Annotated in this window: 17 protein-coding genes; 8 read left to right on the top strand and 9 right to left on the bottom strand. The window is 54.3% G+C overall.

Annotated features, from left to right (window positions below; genetic code table 11):
- Positions 1–15: 15 nt before the first annotated feature.
- Positions 16–831 (top strand): hypothetical protein, encoded by an 816-nt coding sequence (locus AAG821_RS08645; protein WP_341910972.1) that lies wholly within the window; start codon positions 16–18, stop codon positions 829–831.
- Between the two features lie 32 nt (positions 832–863).
- Here the strand turns inward: AAG821_RS08645 and AAG821_RS08650 are convergent, their stop codons facing one another.
- Positions 864–1,535, bottom strand: coding sequence for an SOS response-associated peptidase (locus tag AAG821_RS08650; RefSeq protein WP_341910974.1), 672 nt, complete (start codon positions 1,533–1,535; stop codon positions 864–866).
- A gap of 298 nt (positions 1,536–1,833) precedes the next feature.
- Between AAG821_RS08650 and AAG821_RS08655 the strand changes: the two genes are divergently transcribed.
- On the top strand, positions 1,834–3,441 hold the full coding sequence (locus AAG821_RS08655; protein WP_341910975.1) for a site-specific DNA-methyltransferase: 1,608 nt from the start codon (positions 1,834–1,836) through the stop codon (positions 3,439–3,441).
- Positions 3,438–5,990, top strand: a complete 2,553-nt coding sequence (locus AAG821_RS08660) for a DEAD/DEAH box helicase family protein (RefSeq protein WP_341910977.1) — start codon at positions 3,438–3,440, stop codon at positions 5,988–5,990. Before AAG821_RS08655 ends, AAG821_RS08660 begins: the two co-directional genes overlap by 4 nt.
- 1 nt (position 5,991) lies before the next feature.
- Here AAG821_RS08660 and dcm read toward each other — a convergent pair whose 3' ends face one another.
- The 7 genes from dcm to AAG821_RS08695 form a co-directional block, all read right to left on the bottom strand.
- The gene (gene dcm / locus AAG821_RS08665; protein WP_341910979.1) at positions 5,992–7,191 is read right to left on the bottom strand and encodes a DNA (cytosine-5-)-methyltransferase; all 1,200 of its coding nucleotides are present in this window, start codon (positions 7,189–7,191) and stop codon (positions 5,992–5,994) included.
- A 148-nt stretch (positions 7,192–7,339) separates the two neighbouring features.
- Entirely contained in the window at positions 7,340–9,601 is a 2,262-nt protein-coding gene (locus tag AAG821_RS08670) for a hypothetical protein (protein ID WP_341910981.1), read from the bottom strand.
- Positions 9,602–9,642: 41 nt separating this feature from the next.
- Positions 9,643–9,984: a hypothetical protein gene (locus AAG821_RS08675; RefSeq protein WP_341910983.1), complete on the bottom strand. Its 342-nt coding sequence runs from the start codon at positions 9,982–9,984 to the stop codon at positions 9,643–9,645.
- Between the two features lie 23 nt (positions 9,985–10,007).
- Positions 10,008–10,823 (bottom strand): metallophosphoesterase, encoded by an 816-nt coding sequence (locus AAG821_RS08680; RefSeq protein WP_341910985.1) that lies wholly within the window; start codon positions 10,821–10,823, stop codon positions 10,008–10,010.
- 3 nt (positions 10,824–10,826) lie between these two features.
- A complete protein-coding gene (locus AAG821_RS08685; RefSeq protein ID WP_341910987.1) occupies positions 10,827–11,150 on the bottom strand; it encodes a hypothetical protein in 324 nt (107 codons plus the stop codon).
- A gap of 111 nt (positions 11,151–11,261) precedes the next feature.
- Complete coding sequence (locus tag AAG821_RS08690; protein ID WP_341910989.1) at positions 11,262–11,585, bottom strand: hypothetical protein; 324 nt, start codon at positions 11,583–11,585, stop codon at positions 11,262–11,264.
- Positions 11,586–12,737: 1,152 nt separating this feature from the next.
- Positions 12,738–13,220, bottom strand: a complete 483-nt coding sequence (locus AAG821_RS08695; RefSeq protein WP_341916245.1) for a hypothetical protein — start codon at positions 13,218–13,220, stop codon at positions 12,738–12,740.
- A 164-nt stretch (positions 13,221–13,384) separates the two neighbouring features.
- Between AAG821_RS08695 and AAG821_RS08700 the strand changes: the two genes are divergently transcribed.
- Positions 13,385–13,786 (top strand): helix-turn-helix transcriptional regulator, encoded by a 402-nt coding sequence (locus tag AAG821_RS08700; RefSeq protein WP_341910992.1) that lies wholly within the window; start codon positions 13,385–13,387, stop codon positions 13,784–13,786.
- Between the two features lie 73 nt (positions 13,787–13,859).
- On the opposite strand, the gene AAG821_RS08705 is transcribed toward AAG821_RS08700, so the two are convergent.
- The gene (locus AAG821_RS08705; protein ID WP_341910993.1) at positions 13,860–14,744 is read right to left on the bottom strand and encodes a hypothetical protein; all 885 of its coding nucleotides are present in this window, start codon (positions 14,742–14,744) and stop codon (positions 13,860–13,862) included.
- 740 nt (positions 14,745–15,484) lie between these two features.
- Between AAG821_RS08705 and AAG821_RS08710 the strand changes: the two genes are divergently transcribed.
- The 4 genes from AAG821_RS08710 to AAG821_RS08725 all read left to right on the top strand — a co-directional run bounded on the left by AAG821_RS08710 (position 15,485) and on the right by AAG821_RS08725 (position 19,172).
- Positions 15,485–15,703 (top strand): hypothetical protein, encoded by a 219-nt coding sequence (locus AAG821_RS08710; RefSeq protein ID WP_341910995.1) that lies wholly within the window; start codon positions 15,485–15,487, stop codon positions 15,701–15,703.
- Positions 15,704–16,174: 471 nt separating this feature from the next.
- Positions 16,175–16,876: a Tn7 transposase TnsA N-terminal domain-containing protein gene (locus AAG821_RS08715; protein ID WP_341910996.1), complete on the top strand. Its 702-nt coding sequence runs from the start codon at positions 16,175–16,177 to the stop codon at positions 16,874–16,876.
- Complete coding sequence (locus tag AAG821_RS08720; protein ID WP_341910998.1) at positions 16,876–17,106, top strand: hypothetical protein; 231 nt, start codon at positions 16,876–16,878, stop codon at positions 17,104–17,106. The genes AAG821_RS08715 and AAG821_RS08720 overlap by 1 nt, the downstream gene beginning before the upstream one ends.
- A 47-nt stretch (positions 17,107–17,153) precedes the next feature.
- Positions 17,154–19,172, top strand: coding sequence for a Mu transposase C-terminal domain-containing protein (locus tag AAG821_RS08725; protein WP_341911000.1), 2,019 nt, complete (start codon positions 17,154–17,156; stop codon positions 19,170–19,172).
- The last annotated feature ends 17 nt before the right edge of the window (positions 19,173–19,189 follow it).

A 19,189-nucleotide genomic window follows, 5' to 3' on the forward strand; every position in this document is an offset into this window, starting at 1 on the left:
AGAGATATTGATTTTATGCAGTCAGAAACCCGCTTCGAATACGAAGAGCATTTCGTGGCATTCATTGATTTCCTGGGCTTCGTGGATGCAATCGATTCCGCGAGCGATGAAGCGCGAACGAAGCTGCTGACACTATTGATTGCTTTGTCGAAGGTGCAGTCGGAATTCATGGTCGAGACAAGAGCGACCCCGGATGGTGTCGCTACTGAGGTCGCTCCGAATATCACCACTTTCTCTGACAATATCGTCATTAGCTATCCACTCGAGAAGCTTCGAGCCAAGGGCTACTACAGCGATGCGGAGACGCCGACATTCATACTGGATGGCTTTTCAAAGCTCCTGTCGTGGCTGGCCATCGCTGCCTTGCGCATTGGCTTCCTGATACGAGGCGGGGCGACCATCGGCAGGCTTTTCCATTCAGGCGGCGTTGTGTACGGCGAGGGAATGGTCGAGGCCTATCGCATTGAATCAGGAATTTCCGTGTATCCCCGGGTGGTGCTTTCAGCGCAAGTTGCGGCGCGACTGAACTGGGCAAGGAGTCCTCGCATCCTGACCGATATCGATGGTCTGAAGCACATTGATTATTTCAAGGATATCTTCTTGAGCCCAGTCGAGGCACCGGATGGTCGAACCCCGTCGCCGCAGCAGCTCTTCGATGAAGCTTGTAAAGCCGTCACGGTTTCGCTCGACCAACTCAGACAATCCAGGAATCAGCGGGCCTATGCCAAATGGGTCTGGTTCAGCAATCAGTTGGCGGAAAGTCTGGGCCGTCAAAATCCAGCAATACGCCGACAGTATGGATTTCGAGTTGACAAGCTCCCCGCCGAATAGAGTCGGGATTCGCACTGCGCCGGTAGGCCCGCTTACTCGAATGGTGCTGGCGGCGGGTCCTGCTTCTCACCAATCGCCACAATCTTCAAAAATCCATCAGGCAGGGGCCTTTGTAGCTGCAGGGCCTCAGTTGCAGGCGCCGTCAGCCAGGTCTTAACCTCAGCCTTCGTCGTAAGAACAACAGGCATCGCCTTGGGGTGGATTATGGCAACTTCCTTGTTGGCATCGGTGGTCAGGAAGGCAAACAAGTCGTTTGTCGTCTCGCCCTCTTTCACCTTCCGAACGGACTTCCAACGCGGCACATGGATGCCAGCAAAGAAGGCCAATGGCCGTTCTTCGCCGAGTGCAAACCAGCCCGGAGGCCTTGTCCCGTCAGGCTGAGGTGCTGGTTCGCTGAATGACGTGAACGGCACCACGCAACGGTTCTCGACGCCCAACCAGCGGCGCCAGTGCGGTGACTTTGTATTGCGAACATTTGTGACGCCAGGATCCGACTTTTTGCCTTCCAGTGCGAAGGCGGGTGACGGAAGTCCCCAGCGGGCCATAGTCAGTTCACGGCCTTCGGGCGTGTTGCGCACAATGGGAGCCATGAAGTCCGGGAAGATACCGGGTTGCGGCGGCATATTGCCGACTGACGATATGGTGGCATCCACAAAGTCGCGGATGGCCTGAGGGCCTTTAGTTTGGCTGTAGAGGTTGCACATGCGATCCCGCGAGCGTCATATCGCTAAACTATGCTTTCGATATCGAGACTCTAGCAGCAGTCTCGATCAAGCTCCGCAAAAGTACCCAGACGCTCAGACGGCGCATCTCGCCTACTGAAACGGGGATCTACTAGGTTTGGGTCAACGCTGCCTCGGCCGCTGGACTCGCGGCCCCACCGGACCCGCATCCTTGGATTGCATTCGGCACCTGACAACTTTACACTTTCCCGTGTAGATATGGGGTCGTCCGCGGCAAACAGCGGACCAAGAAAACTTAACTCAGGCGACGGTGGGAACAATGGCGTCAATTGAATTCCGTGGGAAAGGACTCGTGTATTCCCACCACTTAACTATTCCAACCCACGCATTCGTATTGAACAAGACAAAGAGCGTTGGGCCAACCAACGCGACAAGCAACATGATCATTCAAGGAAATGATCTGATTGCGCTCAAATCGCTTCAATCCCGATACGCAAATGGGTTCAGCCTAATCTATGCAACTCCCCCGTACAACAACGGCATCGACAACTGGAAATACAACGACGACATACCCACGCCGCTAACCCAGGAATGGCTAAACTCCACTCCGGCAAAGGATGACCCGGATCGTCATGACAAATGGCTTTCGTGGATGCTCCCACGATTGCGCCTGATGTATGAACTGCTCTCTGACGACGGGCTGATCTGCGTCAGTATCGACGACCATGAGATGCATCGTCTTAAGTGCTTAATGGATGAAATTTTCCAAGAGCAGAATTTTCTCGCTACGTTGGTGTGGCAGAAGAAATATTCCACGCCTCCTGATGTTAAGGACATAGGCTACGTTCACGAATGTATCCTGGTTTATAGAAAGAGGGGGGCATTTCATCCCTTCCGACTACCAGCGACCGAAGAACAGCTCGCTAGATACAGAAACCACGATGGCGATAACCGCGGTCCATGGAAGGCAATGGATTACACATGCAGATACTCGAAGGCTGAGCGAGAAAATCTCTACTACGCCATCACTAATCCGCATACAGGTAAAAAGATCTACCCTAACAAAACACGAGTTTGGGCTTACTCAAAAGAAGAACACAAAACTAACGAAGAAGAGAATCGTATTTGGTGGGGTAAAGACGGCAAAAACAAAATGCCGTCCTTAAAAAACTTCCTAGATGAAGTTCAAAAGGGAATGGTACCCGCCTCGCTCCTGCCATACGAGGATGTTGGACATACTGACGAAGCCGCTAAGGAGCTTCGAAGCCTAATCCCTGATGCGAAGCGCGATGGTAAACCGGCTCGACTAATTCGACACCTGATGCGTCTCTGCTGCAAAGAGAACGATGCGGTGCTTTTCCCATTCGGAAGCGCAGGGGAAGGACCGCAAGCTGTTTTGGAGGCCAATGCCTTCGAGCGATTCGGGGAAAAGCTACTTTCCAGGAAATTTGTTGTCATCGCCCAGGACGACGCGGATAAAATTGTGGCTGAGCGTACCCGCAGGTTAATTAAAAATGGGATCAAAGCTGGGTTTGGTTTTTACGAGATCGGCGCTTCTGTCGATGCGGAGGAGTTGCTCTCGGGGGCTTCGCTACCGGGCCGACAAGAGTTAGCAAGGTATATCTACAGCACCTCTACGGGAGCGACTCTAGAGGATGTCATTTCGAACAAGGGTAGCTTGATAGGTCAGCATCAAAATATTGATATCCACCTATTGTATGAGCCGAAAGCAGAGTACCTCCGCTCAAGCGCATCAATGCTCGATATCCGCTCCGCCGAGGCAATAGCTAAAGGGCGAAAAGCGGGCCGCAAATCTGTTGTATTTGCCAGTGGAAAATATGTACCGCAGCGCGACCTTGAGGCTCTTGGTATCGAATTTTGCCATTTGCCGCTGCAGATATATCGACTAACGCGGATTTCAAAATGAATCTCAAAGATTACCAGACCAAGGTACTCAATCGACTTTCAGACTATCTAGAGTCTTTAGCGAAAAACCGCGATGCCGCGCGTGAATTCGAGAGCTTTCAACGAGCTCGCGGGGCTACTCCACCGCCGATTGCTTATTGCGCAACTACATGGAGTGAGCTTGCGTCAAGAGACCTGATTCCCAAGTTAGGCGCCACGCATCCGACATGGATTCCTCGCGTCAATGGTATTCAACAAGAGGTCCCTAATATTTGCATAAAGGTGCCAACTGGCGGAGGAAAAACTCTGCTGGGATGTCATGCAGTCGGGCGGATTGGAGAAATATTTCTTGGACGACAGACGGGCCTAGTAGTTTGGGTCGTGCCGTCTGATGCAATTCTTAGGCAGACGTACTCCCGTCTTTCTGACCGAAGGCATCCATATCGGATGGCTCTCGATGCATACTCTGGTGGCAGGACCATCATTCTCAAAAAGGGAGATGCATTTACGTCGATTGATGTCGCAGATAATCTTTGCGTCCTCGTTATAATGCTGCAGTCGACAGTCAGAGAGAATGACGATTTACTGAGGGTCTTCCGAGATTCAGGAGGGTATTCATCATTCTTTCCGGCGGTCGATGATGAGCCAGGCAATCAAGCATTCAGGCAGGCAGTCCTAAATGCCGACATTCTAAACAACTTGAACGGATCAGGGCACTTCCCGGGAACGATAGTTCGGCACAGTCTTGCAAATGTCCTGAGGCTACTCCGGCCTGTATTTGTGATTGATGAAGGGCATCGCGCATATAGCGAACTCGCACATCAGACACTTATGAACTTAAATCCGTCGTTTGTGCTTGAGCTAACCGCCACTCCAAATTCAAATGAGCACAAGAGCAATATTCTTGTCGATGTTTCAGGCACAGATCTGAAACAAGAAAACATGATCAAGCTCCCCATTAATATTCTAAACGTAGATGGGGATGATTGGAGAGCGACGGTCAAGCGGTCACTAGTGCTTTTGGATAAACTCTCTCTTGACGCCGAATCTGAGCGGAAAAATACCGGCAGCTACGTTCGCCCGATCTTGCTTGTAAGAGTAGAGGCAACTGGACGCGACAAGAAGGATGGAAAAAGAATCCATTCCGAAGATGTGCGCGACTATCTGCAAAAAAAGCTCCGGGTTTCGCCCGAAAAAGTTCGCGTAAAAACGGCCGATATAAACGAGCTCGGCGACGAAGATTTGATGTCACCAGAGTCTCAAGTTCAGATTGTAATAACCAAAGATGCTCTCCGCGAAGGTTGGGACTGTGCTTTCGCATACATTCTGACGGTTTTATCAAACACTACTTCATCTCGCACTCTGACACAGATGGTGGGTCGAATACTCCGTCAACCAGGCGGAGAGTTGTTCTCCACGCGTAGTCTTAACGAGAGCTACGTGCTTTCGATGAATCAAGATGTGAAAGAGGCGGTAATTGCGGTCCGCGATGGACTTTCTAACGACGGCATGATCGAGCTTGGATCGTATGTTCGTATGATCAGCACTTCCTCGGCGGACAGCGTCTCTATCAGCAGCAATACGAAGAATTTCCCCGCTGCGATCAACTTACCAGTTGTGGGGCGTTTGAATGGAAAGGGTCTGTGGGAAGAATTCTCACCAGAAGCTCATATTTTGCCGCTCTTGGATTGGGACAACATTCACTTTCGCAAAATCGCGGAATTCGACCCGCCTCAATCCGCTTCTGAAACAGACGTTTCTATCAGTATCTCGAAGACTGGCTCTCAAGCCACGGCAGTCTCCGTCAAATCAAACAGCGACACAGAGATTCCTCTTTTAGGCTCAAGCCTAGCGGCCTCTGTGGCATATTTAGTTTCGACAGTCCCGAACGTTTGGCAAGCTACTCGTATTTTGCGCTCCGCAGAGTCAGCACTTGTAGGTCGGGGGTTTTCTTCTCAGGTAGTGTCTGGCGCACGGGCCGCACTTGTTGAGGCGATTCGTCGCGATGTTGCGGAGCAGATCCAGGATCAATCGCGCAGAATTTTTCTAAGTTTGGTGAAATCAAAGGAAGTTCAGCTAATCTCGAAGACTCATAGTGGAAAGCAAATTAAAATTCCAAGTTCATTTGAGATTTTAAAGTCAGAGTCTGACACTGCAGTCGCCCAACGTGACGGAAGTGCGCTGAAGAAAAATGTCTATCAAAGAATTTATCACTCGATGCTCAACGGGTTTGAGCTTGAGGTTGTTCGGGCGTTAGACAAGTCGAAAGCGGTGAACTGGTGGTATAGAGTCCCCGTGTTTGGCGATTGGTCACTCACCGGTTGGAGAGATGCGAGAATCTTTCCAGATTTTCTGGTTTCGTTGAAAAAGCAGAGTGGTAACGAGGAATTCCTTGTGCTCGAAACCAAAGGGTCGCATTTAGCTGGAAATGAAGACACAAAGTATAAGTCTGAGCTTATATCTGCCCTGTTTGGAAGTTCACATGACGAAGGGGTCTATAAAAATTGGAAGGCAGCGATTGTAATGGATAATAATTGGCAGGCAGATTTACAGGCGTTGCTCGCGCCTTGAGCTAGGCCGCCGACAGAAATACTCGCTCTAGTTCGTTTCGGTAGCTGGAAAGATCGAGTTCTTTCAATTCATTAAAGCTGTTCGACCTCGACCCTCTAATGGGCCCCCCGCGTAGGGCGATCTCCAGCAAGGAGTCGAACAGATCGAGCGGAAGTGCGTGTCCACTTCGCGCGCTTCTTACAATTAGGCCCGCAGCTGCTTGTCCGCTCAGCGGCTCTCCAGTGTCATTTTGAACAAACTCATCAAGGTTAGTCGCAAACTCAGCTTCAGGATGAGCGACGGTCCAAATAAAACCGTCTTCCGAAAATCCATTCTCAGAAATCTCAGCAAATCCAACCTGAAGCCCAGCTCCAAAACTTCCTACATCGGATCTATGTTGTTCGAAGACCAAGCTCATCACAAAGTGACCCATTGGAACAGCAACTGCATTTCCCGCCATGCGAACAATATCGGTCTTCGTTTCTCCCTCGAAGTCTTCGGGGGTAAACCCCTGCAAACGCGCACAACCGTCGGCCGACAGTTTCGAAATTTGGCCGTCGGTAAAGACAGCTACGACTGACCGTCCCTTATTGTCAGATGCACCGACCTTCAATGCCGGGGTGTAGCCACGGTTAAAGCAAATCGATCGGCCTCCGGCTGTCCAATAGAAGCCAGCAGCTCTTGGGCTCTCCGTCTGTGAGCTAATGGGCGCCGATGGAGTTTGGGCGTGAAGAGTGTTTGCAATTTCACGAACTTTGGACGCGACCATAAAGACCCGCTTCCGATCCTGTGGAAGTCCAAATTGACGAGCGTTTAGTGTCCGCCAAGAAATAAATGGGTAACCGGCCTGTCGAAAATACGCCAGAACCCCCTCGAACTCCTTGCCCCCATTCATTGTCAGCAGGTTTGGGACGTTCTCAGCGACGATCGTATGTGAGCCAGCCTCAATGGCAATTTCTACCATTCGGTAGAAAAGCCCTGATCGCGCTCCGGAAAGGCCTGCCATCGAACCGGCAATAGAGATGTCTTGGCAAGGCCATCCCCCTACGACCACATCGGCTTTGGGGGGCTGTAACGAATTTACATCCCGGTGAATCTGGGCAGGGCCGACCCGGCGCTCCAACACCCGAATACATGCCTCGTCTTTCTCGCAGACCAGTAAAGGTACAGTCGACGGATGCTCGAGACCACCGGCCCCACTGAATAGGCTTATGTACTTCATCTACAGCTCGGGACAGGAAAATGTTAAGCTACAATATATAGTATAGCGCGCTCCTATTCGCTTCGAGTCAAATCGGCGTTTCCCCCATAGTATCCACAGCAAATTTTGCCCGAATCGTCCAATTCTCCTTAAAATGTTGAACAAAGTTCTATGTGCCTTCCCACACCCTGTTCAGTACCTGGGCAGCGATCCCGGCCTTGTCCTGCGGCAGAAACCGCCCGTAGTGCTTTGACACCATCTCAGGCGTGTCTTGGATCGCATAGCTGGCATGCTCGTAGGAACCCGTCTGTTTCAGGATATGGGTGGCCAGAACATCCCGGATGTTGTGCGGTCCATGAGGAAGTAAGCCCTTGATGGCACCGTTCCCGGTGTATGGATTGAAGATTCCGTATCGCTGCACTGTAAGACGCCAGGCCTCGTAAAACGTGTTCTGGTCGTAGGCCGCTTCGGTGCTGGTGGTTTTGGCTGTCTTGACGAAAAAGGTGCCCGGGTCCTCAGCAGTATTCAGCAACCGCGCCCGGTGTCGATTGATATAGGCCTCCAGGTAGGCATACAGGTCAGCCAGATCTGGCAGCACCAGCCGAAATGGCTTCGAGCCGAAGAATGATGATGTTCCGTTCTTGAAGGCTACGCTGGGGATCAGGACCTCCCAGCCTTGGTCGCGATCGCTCCAGCGCAGTTCGCCGCGTCTGAGCTCTTCTAGCCGCCGTTCTGACCGAGGGTTGTCGCCTGGAAGGCAGAGCATGAGCTCTCGCATGTTCCGCTGCCTTAGGCCTAGATGCAGGCCCAGACGCAGCAGCAGGAACGACCGGACCGCCTCGGCATGACTGAGGGGATAAACATGCTCATCCGGCATCAGCCGCACAATCTCATCCGTAATCTTTCGGTACTCCGCAACCGGCTTCTCGGCTTCCAGGACCACGAGAATAGGCTCGAATGGGTCGCGGTGAACACGCGCCACACGCTCAATTTCGCGGTTCCGAAGCTTGGTATGCTGGTGCAGCTGTTCGCAAGCCAGATCCCAATCTGCTTGGACGCGGACAAGATCCTCCTGCGTGATTAGACCTGGAATTACCTCCAGATGCTGGGCGATCTGAGGTGACTGGCGCAGCCAACCTGTATCCTTGCGGGTCAGGGCGGCGCCCAGAACCAGCATGTCGCATTCCCACATCGTGTAGAACCCGCGCTTCCGCTCTCGCCAGTTCAGGTACCAGTCCCAGACCTGGGGAAAGACCATCATTGCAAAGGTCAGGCTTTCGAGGCGGGCGCCGAAACCCCGTACGCCTGACCGCGGGGAGGCCGCGAAAGCGCCGAACATCAGGCCAAAGTGCTCGATGCGCTGGGCTGCGGTCTCGCTGTTCCAGACCCCGTTCCGCTGCTGGCCGAGTGCAGTCAGGGTTGCTGTCTTGAACCGGACCAGCTCGTTCATCTCGGCTTCCAGTCGAGGCGGCGCGGTGAACGCAGTCTTGTGAATTTCGGGGTCAAGCTCATTCGGCTCATCGGACTGCTCAACCGTGCCCCTACGGCGTGTCTTGGTTTGCAGGGAATTGAACCGCACTGCGTAGGGCACTTTTGCAGCCGTGGACTGGTAACGCCGATATTCGGTTGCACCGGTGATGATGTTCGCCTGTACCCAGGTCAAGATTTCATCCTGCTCCTCCCTGGAACGCAGGTTGAAATCCTCAGGCAGATGCCATGCCAGGCGGCGGGCTTCCGCTCGCTTAACCTGAGGCATCCTGTGCCCGGTCAATGCCCGGCTCGGATGCGCCAGCCTGGCTTTAAAGTAGCCGACCGGGAGCCTGTAACGGCGTTCAATACGACTAAGTGCTTCGAAGCTCTGGATGGTTCTGGGCTGCCTCTCGCCTGTACACCACATCCGGATGCTATGAGGGTCGACCAGCCGGTCCGGTTCACCAACTGCTCGGTAGAGATGGTGAACAGTATCGCCATGCCGCTTCATTTCGGTAGCAAGAGCTGCTGGAAAGGCCATGCGCTCCGTGTTCGCATCCCAAAGTGGTTCAGGGAATTCGACGATCGTCTTTTTCCGCTTGCCTCGACGAGGCTTCCCGCTATCGGGCGGGTTCGCAGGTTTGGCTGCCTTATGCGCTGGCTGGGTCTTCAGTGTTTCCGGTCGAATGTTGGTCGGTGGCGCCCTGTATGGCTGCGCACCAACCGCAAAAAGGGTCCGGCATATGCTGTTCGAAATGGGAACCAGGTGCTTCCGGATCTCCCGCATAACATCTGGGGGAATGCCGCATAGTTTAGCAGCAGCATTTAGGTTGATGGAGTTCCCACGCAGCGGAGGGAATGTTCTTTGCTCTAGCAGTCCTTTCAGATACAGGCGAAGCCGGTTGGCGTCCTCAGCGTTTGTGATGGGTTCGATGCGCGCAGCGAAGTACGCATCGACCATGGCCGGGGTAGTGTGTGACAGGGTTGACGCAACATGCCTGTTCATAATTCCACGTCACCCTCAATCGGCTGATCCGGGTCGAAATCAATATCTGCGATTGGACCGACCAATATTTCGATTCGAGCCTTGAGCTCTTCTGTGATTGGTACAGGTAGGGTTGGGTGCGCTGCGTCGTACTGGTCCAGGAACGACTTCAACGCGGCCATGTCCGCTTTGCCCATATCGATATTGGCCGCCAGACAAATTTCAGAGACGATGTCATGCAGATATCGTTCGAGAGCGGCAACGATAACCCCGTCGGGACTAGGATGGCGGCCGAGACGAACCATGCCCTCAATGAAATCGTTTAGGCCATCCGGCAGTCCAATAATCCGAACTGGCATTGAGTAACTCTCCTGCTCCAAAGCTAAACGACAACAAATTTGGCGGGGTCGAACCCTCCCGTGAATTCTTTGGGATACCCTCGCTGATTGGATACGAACCGAGTGCCGTCGATTGTGACGTCCAGACACCAATGGTGGTGCCCAAAGAACCAGGCATCCGGTCGGTAATGCGCAATCAAGTCGTCCAGTTCGGCATGGAAAGCCCTCATCAGAGGGGTGAACTCGTATTGAACATTCCAGAGTTCTTTCCGCAGGCTTGGGGCGTGATGCGTAACCACGACGGTCCTGCCATCCCATGGGTTGGATAGTTCCCTATCCAACCAAGCAACTGCATCTCTATGGAACTTCTGGGTATCGGAGGGTCTAAGAAGTCGTCCCTGATAACCGATAAGGCGATAGTCGTTCAGCCTCGGCGGTACATCGTCATAATCAGTCCAAAGAGTCGTGAATAGGATGCGGACACCGTGCTGAGGCATTCTCAAGACGGTGTTGCTTGCAAACACGGCCTGATCGGCTTGCTCCGTCGAGGTCTGCGTCACGCCTTCAATTGTCGCCCCGTAGAATTCGTGATTTCCCGGCAACAGAACCACTGAGGTCTCAAGGTACTGGGCGACAGCATTCGCATATTGCATCGCCTTGCTGCCCAGATCGATGTCACCAGCCAAGATGAGCATGTCAGGCTGCCCTGCCTTCAATGCGCGTAGGTCCGGCCCCTTCATGGTTTTACGGTCGTCCGAACCTGCGGCGTGTGCGGGGTGAGTATCCTCAGCGTCTAGCAGGGGGTGAGCTGAGGGCTTCTCGAATTCCAGATGCAGATCGGACATGAGTGCAATTTTCATGTCTCACCGGCCGTTCTGAGTCAGATCGAACCGTGCGTCGCCAATTTTCTCTCCATCATCCAAGACATCGAAGAGATAGGTCTCTGTCAGAGTTCCGGCATCCCGGCGAACCCAGACCGCACTATCGATAAATTCACGGATAGCGTCGTCAATTGCGTCAAATTTCTTTCCTGAAGTCCGACGGTAGTGGAGTGAAATTTTTTCTGGCGTGACTTCAATAACAGAGGCATCGTTGCACCCATCTTCAAACAAGGCATCGAGATATACCTGCGAGTTTTGTGCCCCATGCGGCAGCTTCACAATCACCGTGAAATCAAAGTTTGGCATCTCGCTATTCCTTATCTGCTCTTACCTGCTGTTCAGGGTGCCGCGGTCTTTCAGGAACGAGCGGCGGCCTCGGATAGGCGGGGTGTTCTCCACGATGTGCCTCCAGCGACGTCACTTCGTGGCTCGGTCCAGCACGCGCCGGATGCGATAGAAACGCCCCTGGGTTCGCACCCAGCCGGTTTCCCAGTCAGCGACCATGAGCTCGGATGTCCGGAAGACGCGGCTGTAATCGGTCGCTTCATCCAAATGTCCGATCAAACAGGGCATTACCCTCTTGGCGAGGACGACCTGGTCGAGACATGGCGCCGCTTCAATGCTTGGGATCGGGATATCTCCGTTGGCGATGAGCATCAGATCGCGGGTGAGATCCGTCAGCTGGGCAATGCGGGCATTCAAGTCGCCGTGCATTTGGCGACCACAATCGATGGTGATCATGGATTCCTACCTGGTTGAACGAAGCGAGAGACGGCTTGCGTCTAAGGTTCGGTGGTCTGGTGGGCACGTCAGTGCCGTCGGACGCCATCGCGTTCCGCCATTGGTCGCCCAAGGCGGTAAAATCGGTTTAGCGTTCGAGCCCAGCCGAGCTCAGGCGCATAGACCCATAGATCAGACGTCAATACAGCGGGTCCGCGGACCGTCGGATGGCCGTGGATAATTCCAGTCAAGCACGGGGCCATCCTGAAAGTACCTGCGTAGTTGTCTAGGAATGGTGCGTCGGCCAATTCCGCTACGGGCTGGTAACCACCAGCGATTTTGGCCAAATCACTGCAAAGCGCCTGAAGGCGGCGCAGTTCGACGTCAGCGTCACGGTCGACGCCATTCGGCGAGATGATAAGCATCGTCTTGTCCCCTGACAGCCATAAGGTTGGGTTGCCAATCCGCGGATATGCGGGGGGACTGGGCCGCTCCGGCGCCAGGGGCAACGAGGCCGTAGTCGGTTCGTGGCTGGGACTTCCCCAGCTGAATGGCCGAATGCGGGTCTGAGCACCTCATGCGGAGAACAATAGCGGCACAAATGTAGGAGTCAATGCCACATTGACCGGCCGCCGAGATTTTTTGGCGACAGTCAGAGCAAAGCCTGGATACCCTTGCGGTCGACAATATCCAGTAGCCGGGCAGCCGGACCGCGCGGTTTCTTTGAACCTAGCTCCCAAGCTACAACCATTGGCTTTCCCACATTCAGCAAAATTCCGAACGTGGATTGGCTGCACTTCGCCTTGCGGCGGATACTGCGGACACGTGTGCGAGTGAAGCTTGGGACGGGCGGAGCACTGTGCGCGGCGGCAACCACCTTGGCTGCAGCCCCGCCCGTGCGAGAGTTGTTCTGGTGGCCCTTCACGATGGCGCTTCCCTTAACTTTACTTGCGAACCAGGCGGGTCATCCTGGCCTGCATCTCTGTCGCGAGTTGGATCTGCGAGAAGGGATTTGTGTCATCGCCTAGGTGATGAACGGGCACTGCTGAAAACTGCTCCGCGAAGTCTGCTTTGCTCATTGGGGACCGGGCAGGCGGAGCCACTAAATGGCTTGTTCCTTTGGCTTTGGGGGCGATGAGTTTCATATCTGGTCCTCGCTGAACTGAATCCGGGCTACTCCTGGCCCAGCGCCTGGTCAATTTCGGACTGGGCGGGAATTGCATACTTGAGGTGCGGCACAAAGATTACGAAAAACGCCCATAACCAGGCCGGAAGCGCAAACAGAACTGCCATGAAAAAGATGACGCCATTCTTGAACAGGGCTGCGCCCAATCCGACGGCGAACGGAAGTCCAGTAATGATAGCCGCTGCCAGGAAGCCCGCCTTCTTCTCTTCGCGCCATTTGTCACAATCGTCGACGACCTTATCTCCAATTTTCATGGCAATGAGCTTGATCATGCCTCTGTCGCCGAAGATGAACCGTCCGGTGATGTCAGGCACTAGGTACGAGGCGACCAACTCGAGCGCCATGACGTCCTTGATCAAGGCATCCTTGCCGGATGGATCCCGGAACCGAAGGTACTCGTATTTCCGCAGACCGCTCCTGTCGCTGATGCTTGGCCCGACCACCTCGAGCCGACCGTCCACAACCAGCACCGTTACCCCCAAAGTTTGACCATTGACTATCGATTCGCCAGACGCGGTAAGCCGCATCCGGCAGTACATCTGTAGGTATATGCCATATTGAAATGAGTCAACTCGTTAAAACATGGAATACAGTGCCATAGAACATAGGCACCGTATCGGCCCAATGTCCGCCGATGCGCGAGAAAGACTTATTGATCCAGCTAGGGGCCCAAATCCGCCGTTTCCGTCTGGAAGCCGGGCTGACCCAGCAGGAACTGGCTGACAAGGTCGAGACCAGCCTCGATACGATCGGCAACCTTGAGCGGGGCGAGTTCTTCACCCAGCTTGGGATCCTCTATCGAATCAGCTGGCACCTGCGCCGTAACCTGGACGAACTGTTCACCTGGGCTCCCCGGGTCCGAAAGGGCAAATCGCAGGCTGCGGTGGATGACGCTGTGGGCAAGTTCAGGTCGATGTTGACGTCGACCGGCCCGGTGACGCTGGCCGAGGCGAACCAGTTGTTGGCGATATTGGCGGAGAAGCCGACGGGGACTGAGCCCGTGAAGCGGCCGCGGAAGAGAGTAAAGACGGGCTGATCAGGTCGGCAGCGGTGGATAGGATCAGATAAGCCTGTCTAGTATTGCCAACAGCTAGCTTTACAGAGAACATTTACAAGCGCGGCGCGGGCGTTTCCAGCATATGGCTTGCAATCCGAAGCGAGCTTGTGACCCTGTCGCCATATCCCAGCCGCTCGGCCATGGTTAGCGCTGAGGCCATTTCGAAGTTGCGGGCGTATTCGGCAACGGCACTGAATGCGATGCTGTCCTCAATAAACAATCCCTCCAGACCGACGCGGCCAATCGGACGATTCCTAAACATCAGAAGATCGCAAATCGTCCTCGCCGGTGATGTGATCTTGACTTCGGCGCCATAAATCCACTCCCGATACACCCCAAGAAATCTTTCGGTTGATTCTTCGCGCGACATGCCAGGCGTCCACCCTACTGATAGTCGTTGGCCGTCGGACAACGTGAACGGCTCTGAAGGAAGGTGCATCTGGCGCCAGCGAACAGGCACGGGGAAGAACCCAGCGACCTCGTGGAGAGTATTCCGATTGTCAGGCATCACGACCCAGAGAAATGAATCAATCTCTGGGATAAGCCCGTGATAGCGAGCCGCACTGGTCAGCGACAGGAAATACTCAGTGCCATGCGCGCGCAGAACGCTGAGTGCAAAGGGAAGAGGTTCGTACTCCCTCTGCAATGCGAAGACGCCGGGTGTTGGGTGGATCACGGTACCTTCTCGCACCATGTCCCGCATGGCGGTGGATTCCACGCGCGCCTGCCGGAACTCTGTCCATTTAACCGGCCCTTGCCGCTTAGCGAGTATGTTGAGGATGGTCTCACGATGGTGTCGAGCAACAGGCCGCTTCGGGCCAGTGCTGGCGTCTGTCGGCGTGGTGTTCGGCCTCACGATCGGACGGATCTGGCCGAGCCCAACTGCTTTTCGCTGTTGAGAACCGTGACCGCGATATTCGGAACTCGTCTTTGACATGTGGGAATCGGAGGAAAGTTGGACTTCAATCGCGGTAAGTGTCCGCTCTTCGAAATGATAGCGGCCATCGATGCAAGTGACGCTATCCGAAGGTCCACCTAGGTATGCGTGTCGCCGCGAAATACGAACACCGCAGCGTACGATCGGATGCCATATCTTGGAATCTAGAGCTGCCGCTCTGTTCACTGCGTTGAATGTTGACAAGAACGCAAATCCCATGTCCGCAATGTTGACAAGAACGGGATTCCTCCGTGTTCACGGTCTTTCCTGAATCTGCGTAGCCCTGTGTGAATCCCTATTGTGTGTTGTTTGGACCTGTGGGTATTTCGGCGCCTGCGATCACGCGTTGCTGAAGTTCTAAGTGGAGATGTTGCTAATGCGCAGACGAAAGAAATGCGAAAGATTTTAGTGCGCTGTCGCTGAAACGAAGAGGCGCAATTTAGCAATCTCTTTCGATCTCAACAGCGTAATGAACTCGTAGACAAGGAGAACCAATATGAAGGCCATCAGGAAGAACGATGCGGATTCTCACTATCCCTCAAAGCGCAGTGCAGTCGGGAAGCGACCTTACTTGACGGTCGCTATCGACAAGCACAGCAGGATGATAGCTGGTTTTCACGTCTCCGAAGCTGCGCCTGACACAGACCTCGTGAGGTCAATTCTTGAAAGTTCACTGGCTGACTCAGTCGTGGTCGAAATAGACCACGCGCCACTGGATATCATTGTCGTGGAGCCGAGAAATGGCTGAGCCTGAAATGAAAGTGCGCAGCATAGCAATTACCAGCGACTGGCCGAGCTTCGGTCTGCCTGCGACAATTGTCTGCGACAATGGGAAAGAATTAGTCACTGCTCAACTTCTGGAGCAGCTCGCGAAGAATCACGCCGATGCCGACCTAGTGAGCCGGACGGCAGACGGAAGTCGGGTGGGACCTGCGTTGATGCCGGGCCACCGCAAGTAACAAGAAACCACTGCTTTTAGCTTCTACCGCCAGCGGGAAGTTTGCGCTTCCCGCAAAGGCACCCCTATGCCTGAAAGGAGGCAATTATGACCAAGGAAGACACTGCCGAAGCTGTAGACGCGTCTGACCTTGCAATGCTTGCCCGCCCAGTCTGTGGGTCGACAATGAGCACGTTGCAGGAGGCGAACCTGAGGTCACGTTATGTGAGGGATTTCGCGAATTTGGATCTCGCTCACATTAGCCGAAAAGATGCCATGCAATACTCCATACACGGAACCGCCAAACAAATTGGCGACAAACGGCCGCCGTCGGTCCGGACCCTGAGGCGATGGATCAAGAGCACGTTCATTCCCATGCCAAGGGGAATCACCGAGTGCCAGCTTCGATCGCCAGATAGGCACGAGCGGTTGTCGGTTTTCCCGAGGTTCCACACAGCGCATATCCGGCTGGGCAAGTATCGGGAGCCGACGAATGGCTAAAAATCCTGTCAAGCGCAAGGAGCGCAACCCGGTTCGCAAGGTGGTTACGCCTCGGACGACCAAGAGTGTCTACCTGATGCCGAGCAGAAAGAATGAACGCTCAGTGGGCGGTGCCTCATTGGCTGAACACGTTCTGCAGATTCTGCACGAGGTCGACAACACTGTGCAGTCGTACTTCGAGCAGCCAGAGACTATAAAGTGGCGAGACAAGGCAGGCGTTAAACACACTCATACGCCGGACCTGGAATCCATAGACAACGACAAGAGGAAGTACCTCTACGAAGTCAAGCCCGACGGGAAGGTGGAAAGTTTCCGTGAGCGTACGGAGATCCTTACTGAACAGCTCGCAGCTAAAGGCGTCATCTACAGCATTCGGGAATCCGGAGAGATTCTGCTTGAGCCACGCCGAACAAATGCTTTGACGCTGTGGGATGCCTGCAATCCTTGGGTAGTGCCTAACGAACATCTGCCGATGGCCGTCAGCCTGGCATTCGACCAACGCAACCCACGCACGTTCGGCGAGCTGCTGGAAATCGTCGACTCCTTTGTGAACGACCCGGACGAACTGCTGCAGCTTGCAGCAACAGGCAGGTTCTCCATAGATATCGTGACGTGTCGATTGGGTTCTAATAGCCCGGTCTCAGCAAGTCCGATATATCCCTGCGCCATAAAAATCGAAAAGGAGGTGATGTGATGACGTCCATCACTGGCCCGAACTCACCGCGCGACAGCGCGCTTCCAAGTGTCGCTACCCAAGCCGATGTGAACTCCCCTGAAGCCAAATCGAAGGTGCCCAATACCCGGTTCATTCGGATCCAGGGAGTTGTTTATGAGGTTTTCCTAGACGACCGGGCTGCAGGACGAACCACGCTGCATCCTGTGGAAAGCGAGCGCTCCGACCGAATCAGCAGCGCCAAGCCTTAAGACCATACTGCGGACGGGACATGTGAGCGCCTCAGGAGGCGAAGCCAATGGCTGATATTGCTTACCACGAACTGAAGCGGCTCAGAATCCGGGGAGAGGTATTCGCCGTCAAAGGCGATCACTCGCGGTCGGGTAAGCTGAATCTGCGGCATATCGAGGACAATCGCGACGAAGCCATCGACACTGCTGAACTATTTGAGTTGCACAGCACTGGCGAGCTGGAAACCAACAGTGTCGAAGACCCGCTCGATTTTCGCCGGACACGAATGGACTACGCCAGCGTCCTGCCGTCAGAGCTCAAGGGCACGACTGCAGCGCAGACCGCATGGCACTGGGCGTATGTCGACGCCTGGTTCAAGTCGGGTAACAGTGGTGGCCCCAAGCCGCGATTGGTGAAGATTGTGATTGAGGGCGTCTTTAGAAGGCTCCCCATGTTAGGAAGGCCGTCGGTGAAATCCGTGCAGCGCTGGATTCGGGCGGCAAAGAATTCAGGAATCCCCAGTATGAACGCGGTCATTCCGCGTCATGCTGAAAAAGGCTCCCGCGACATCATGACTGGCGCGGACTTCGACATACCTTTCCACAACATGCTCCAGCAGCACTACATGCGCCAACCGCCATGCAACGGTGCGGACTTCTACAGCTATCTGAAAAGCCACATCGAAGACAAGTTTCCCCACGTCAAATTGCCGTCAAAGCGCACCATCTATCGTCGTCTGGCAGAGTTAGACCCGCGCAAAAAGATGGTGGCGCAACAGGATGAGATTGCGGCTCAGGCCGAGCTTGACCCAAAGATATACGGTCCTGAAGCCACCCGACCGATGGAGGTGTTGGAGGTCGACCATTCGCCCGTGGACATCATCGTGGTGGACTGGGAGCACAAGATTGTCCTGAAACGCCCGTGGATTACCACCATCATCGACAGGTATTCCCGTATGATCGTCGGTTTCCATATCGGTTACGCGCCGCCCTCAGCTCATACCGTACTACTTGCCCTGCGCCACGCGGTATTCAGCAAGAAGTACATCAAAACAAAGTTTAAAGAGATTAACCAAGACTGGCCCTGCGGCGGCCGCCCGCAGTACATCGTGTGTGACAACGGCAAGGATCTGCACAGCGATTCCGTCTCTGAAGCTTTGCGCTTCCTGCACACGACGATGATTTTTTGCCCCAAGCTGAAGCCTTGGTTCAAGGGCAGCATCGAGAGCTGGTTCCGCACTTTCCAGGGCCAGATGAAGACCCTGGATGGAACGACCTTCCCGAATTACTGGAAGAGGGGTCGGTATAAATCCAAGAAGCACGCCATATTCACGCTGGAGCAGCTGGAATATTGGATTACCAAGTGGATCGTGGACGTCTACCACTGTCAACCGCACGCCGGTCTGAACATGTTGCCGCCACTCGAGGTCTGGAGGCGGGCCAAAGTGCGCCAATTGCCGCCGCCGGATACACGCCAGCTCGACAACGCCCTTATGATTACGAGGCGACGCGTCCTGTCGCTCAACGGCATCAGGACGTTCAGCCTGGACTACTCCTCCAAGTCACCAGCCTTTGTCTCCTTGGTAAATCGCCATAAAGGCGACGAAGTCGAATTCAAGTACGACATGCGGGACATTTCGAAAATCTGGGTACGCGACCCGGACATCAAGGCGCCCGGCATGAATCCGTACATCGAAGTGCCAGTGCTGCGAATGGGTGACTATGCCTCCAAGCTGCCGAAGGAAGTTCATGACCTAATCCGGCAGCGCGTTCTGAAAGATGCCCGTGAGACCAACAAGTATTACGAGAATGATCTGCGCAAGGCGAAGGTATGGCTGTACGAGTTCACCGTGCGACTGCGCGAAGAGGGCAATCTCACCGACCGGAACTTGCGGGCGCTCAACGCTCATATGGAGGCAAAGGTCATGGCAGACCAGTCCAACGACAACTCAAATACGCGCCCAACTGAAGGCAACGCTGTTGCCAGACCACCAGCGGCGCCCAAGGCCGAGATTCCGGTCCCGGCGGCAGGGCCTATTACACTGGACGAGATTCAGGCCCACAAGCGCAGCAGGGCTCAAGGCTAAGTACAATGGAGGAGACC

It is taken from the genome of Ferrovibrio terrae, assembly GCF_943372915.1.
Lineage (GTDB): Bacteria > Pseudomonadota > Alphaproteobacteria > Ferrovibrionales > Ferrovibrionaceae > Ferrovibrio > Ferrovibrio terrae_A.

Bases quoted from the DNA above. Each gene is read 5' to 3' on its own strand.
- AAG821_RS08710 (WP_341910995.1), top strand. From the start codon at position 15,485: ATGGCTGAGCCTGAAATGAAAGTGCGCAGCATAGCAATTACCAGCGAC.
- AAG821_RS08675 (WP_341910983.1), bottom strand. From the start codon at position 9,984: ATGCCAGTTCGGATTATTGGACTGCCGGATGGCCTAAACGATTTCATT.
- AAG821_RS08690 (WP_341910989.1), bottom strand. From the start codon at position 11,585: ATGATCACCATCGATTGTGGTCGCCAAATGCACGGCGACTTGAATGCC.
- AAG821_RS08650 (WP_341910974.1), bottom strand. From the start codon at position 1,535: ATGTGCAACCTCTACAGCCAAACTAAAGGCCCTCAGGCCATCCGCGAC.
- AAG821_RS08715 (WP_341910996.1), top strand. From the start codon at position 16,175: ATGGCTAAAAATCCTGTCAAGCGCAAGGAGCGCAACCCGGTTCGCAAG.
- AAG821_RS08680 (WP_341910985.1), bottom strand. From the start codon at position 10,823: ATGAAAATTGCACTCATGTCCGATCTGCATCTGGAATTCGAGAAGCCC.
- AAG821_RS08685 (WP_341910987.1), bottom strand. From the start codon at position 11,150: ATGCCAAACTTTGATTTCACGGTGATTGTGAAGCTGCCGCATGGGGCA.
- AAG821_RS08700 (WP_341910992.1), top strand. From the start codon at position 13,385: ATGCGCGAGAAAGACTTATTGATCCAGCTAGGGGCCCAAATCCGCCGT.
- AAG821_RS08705 (WP_341910993.1), bottom strand. From the start codon at position 14,744: ATGTCAAAGACGAGTTCCGAATATCGCGGTCACGGTTCTCAACAGCGA.
- dcm (WP_341910979.1), bottom strand. From the start codon at position 7,191: ATGAAGTACATAAGCCTATTCAGTGGGGCCGGTGGTCTCGAGCATCCG.
- AAG821_RS08670 (WP_341910981.1), bottom strand. From the start codon at position 9,601: ATGGTCGATGCGTACTTCGCTGCGCGCATCGAACCCATCACAAACGCT.
- AAG821_RS08660 (WP_341910977.1), top strand. From the start codon at position 3,438: ATGAATCTCAAAGATTACCAGACCAAGGTACTCAATCGACTTTCAGAC.
- AAG821_RS08645 (WP_341910972.1), top strand. From the start codon at position 16: ATGCAGTCAGAAACCCGCTTCGAATACGAAGAGCATTTCGTGGCATTC.
- AAG821_RS08655 (WP_341910975.1), top strand. From the start codon at position 1,834: ATGGCGTCAATTGAATTCCGTGGGAAAGGACTCGTGTATTCCCACCAC.
- AAG821_RS08720 (WP_341910998.1), top strand. From the start codon at position 16,876: ATGACGTCCATCACTGGCCCGAACTCACCGCGCGACAGCGCGCTTCCA.
- AAG821_RS08725 (WP_341911000.1), top strand. From the start codon at position 17,154: ATGGCTGATATTGCTTACCACGAACTGAAGCGGCTCAGAATCCGGGGA.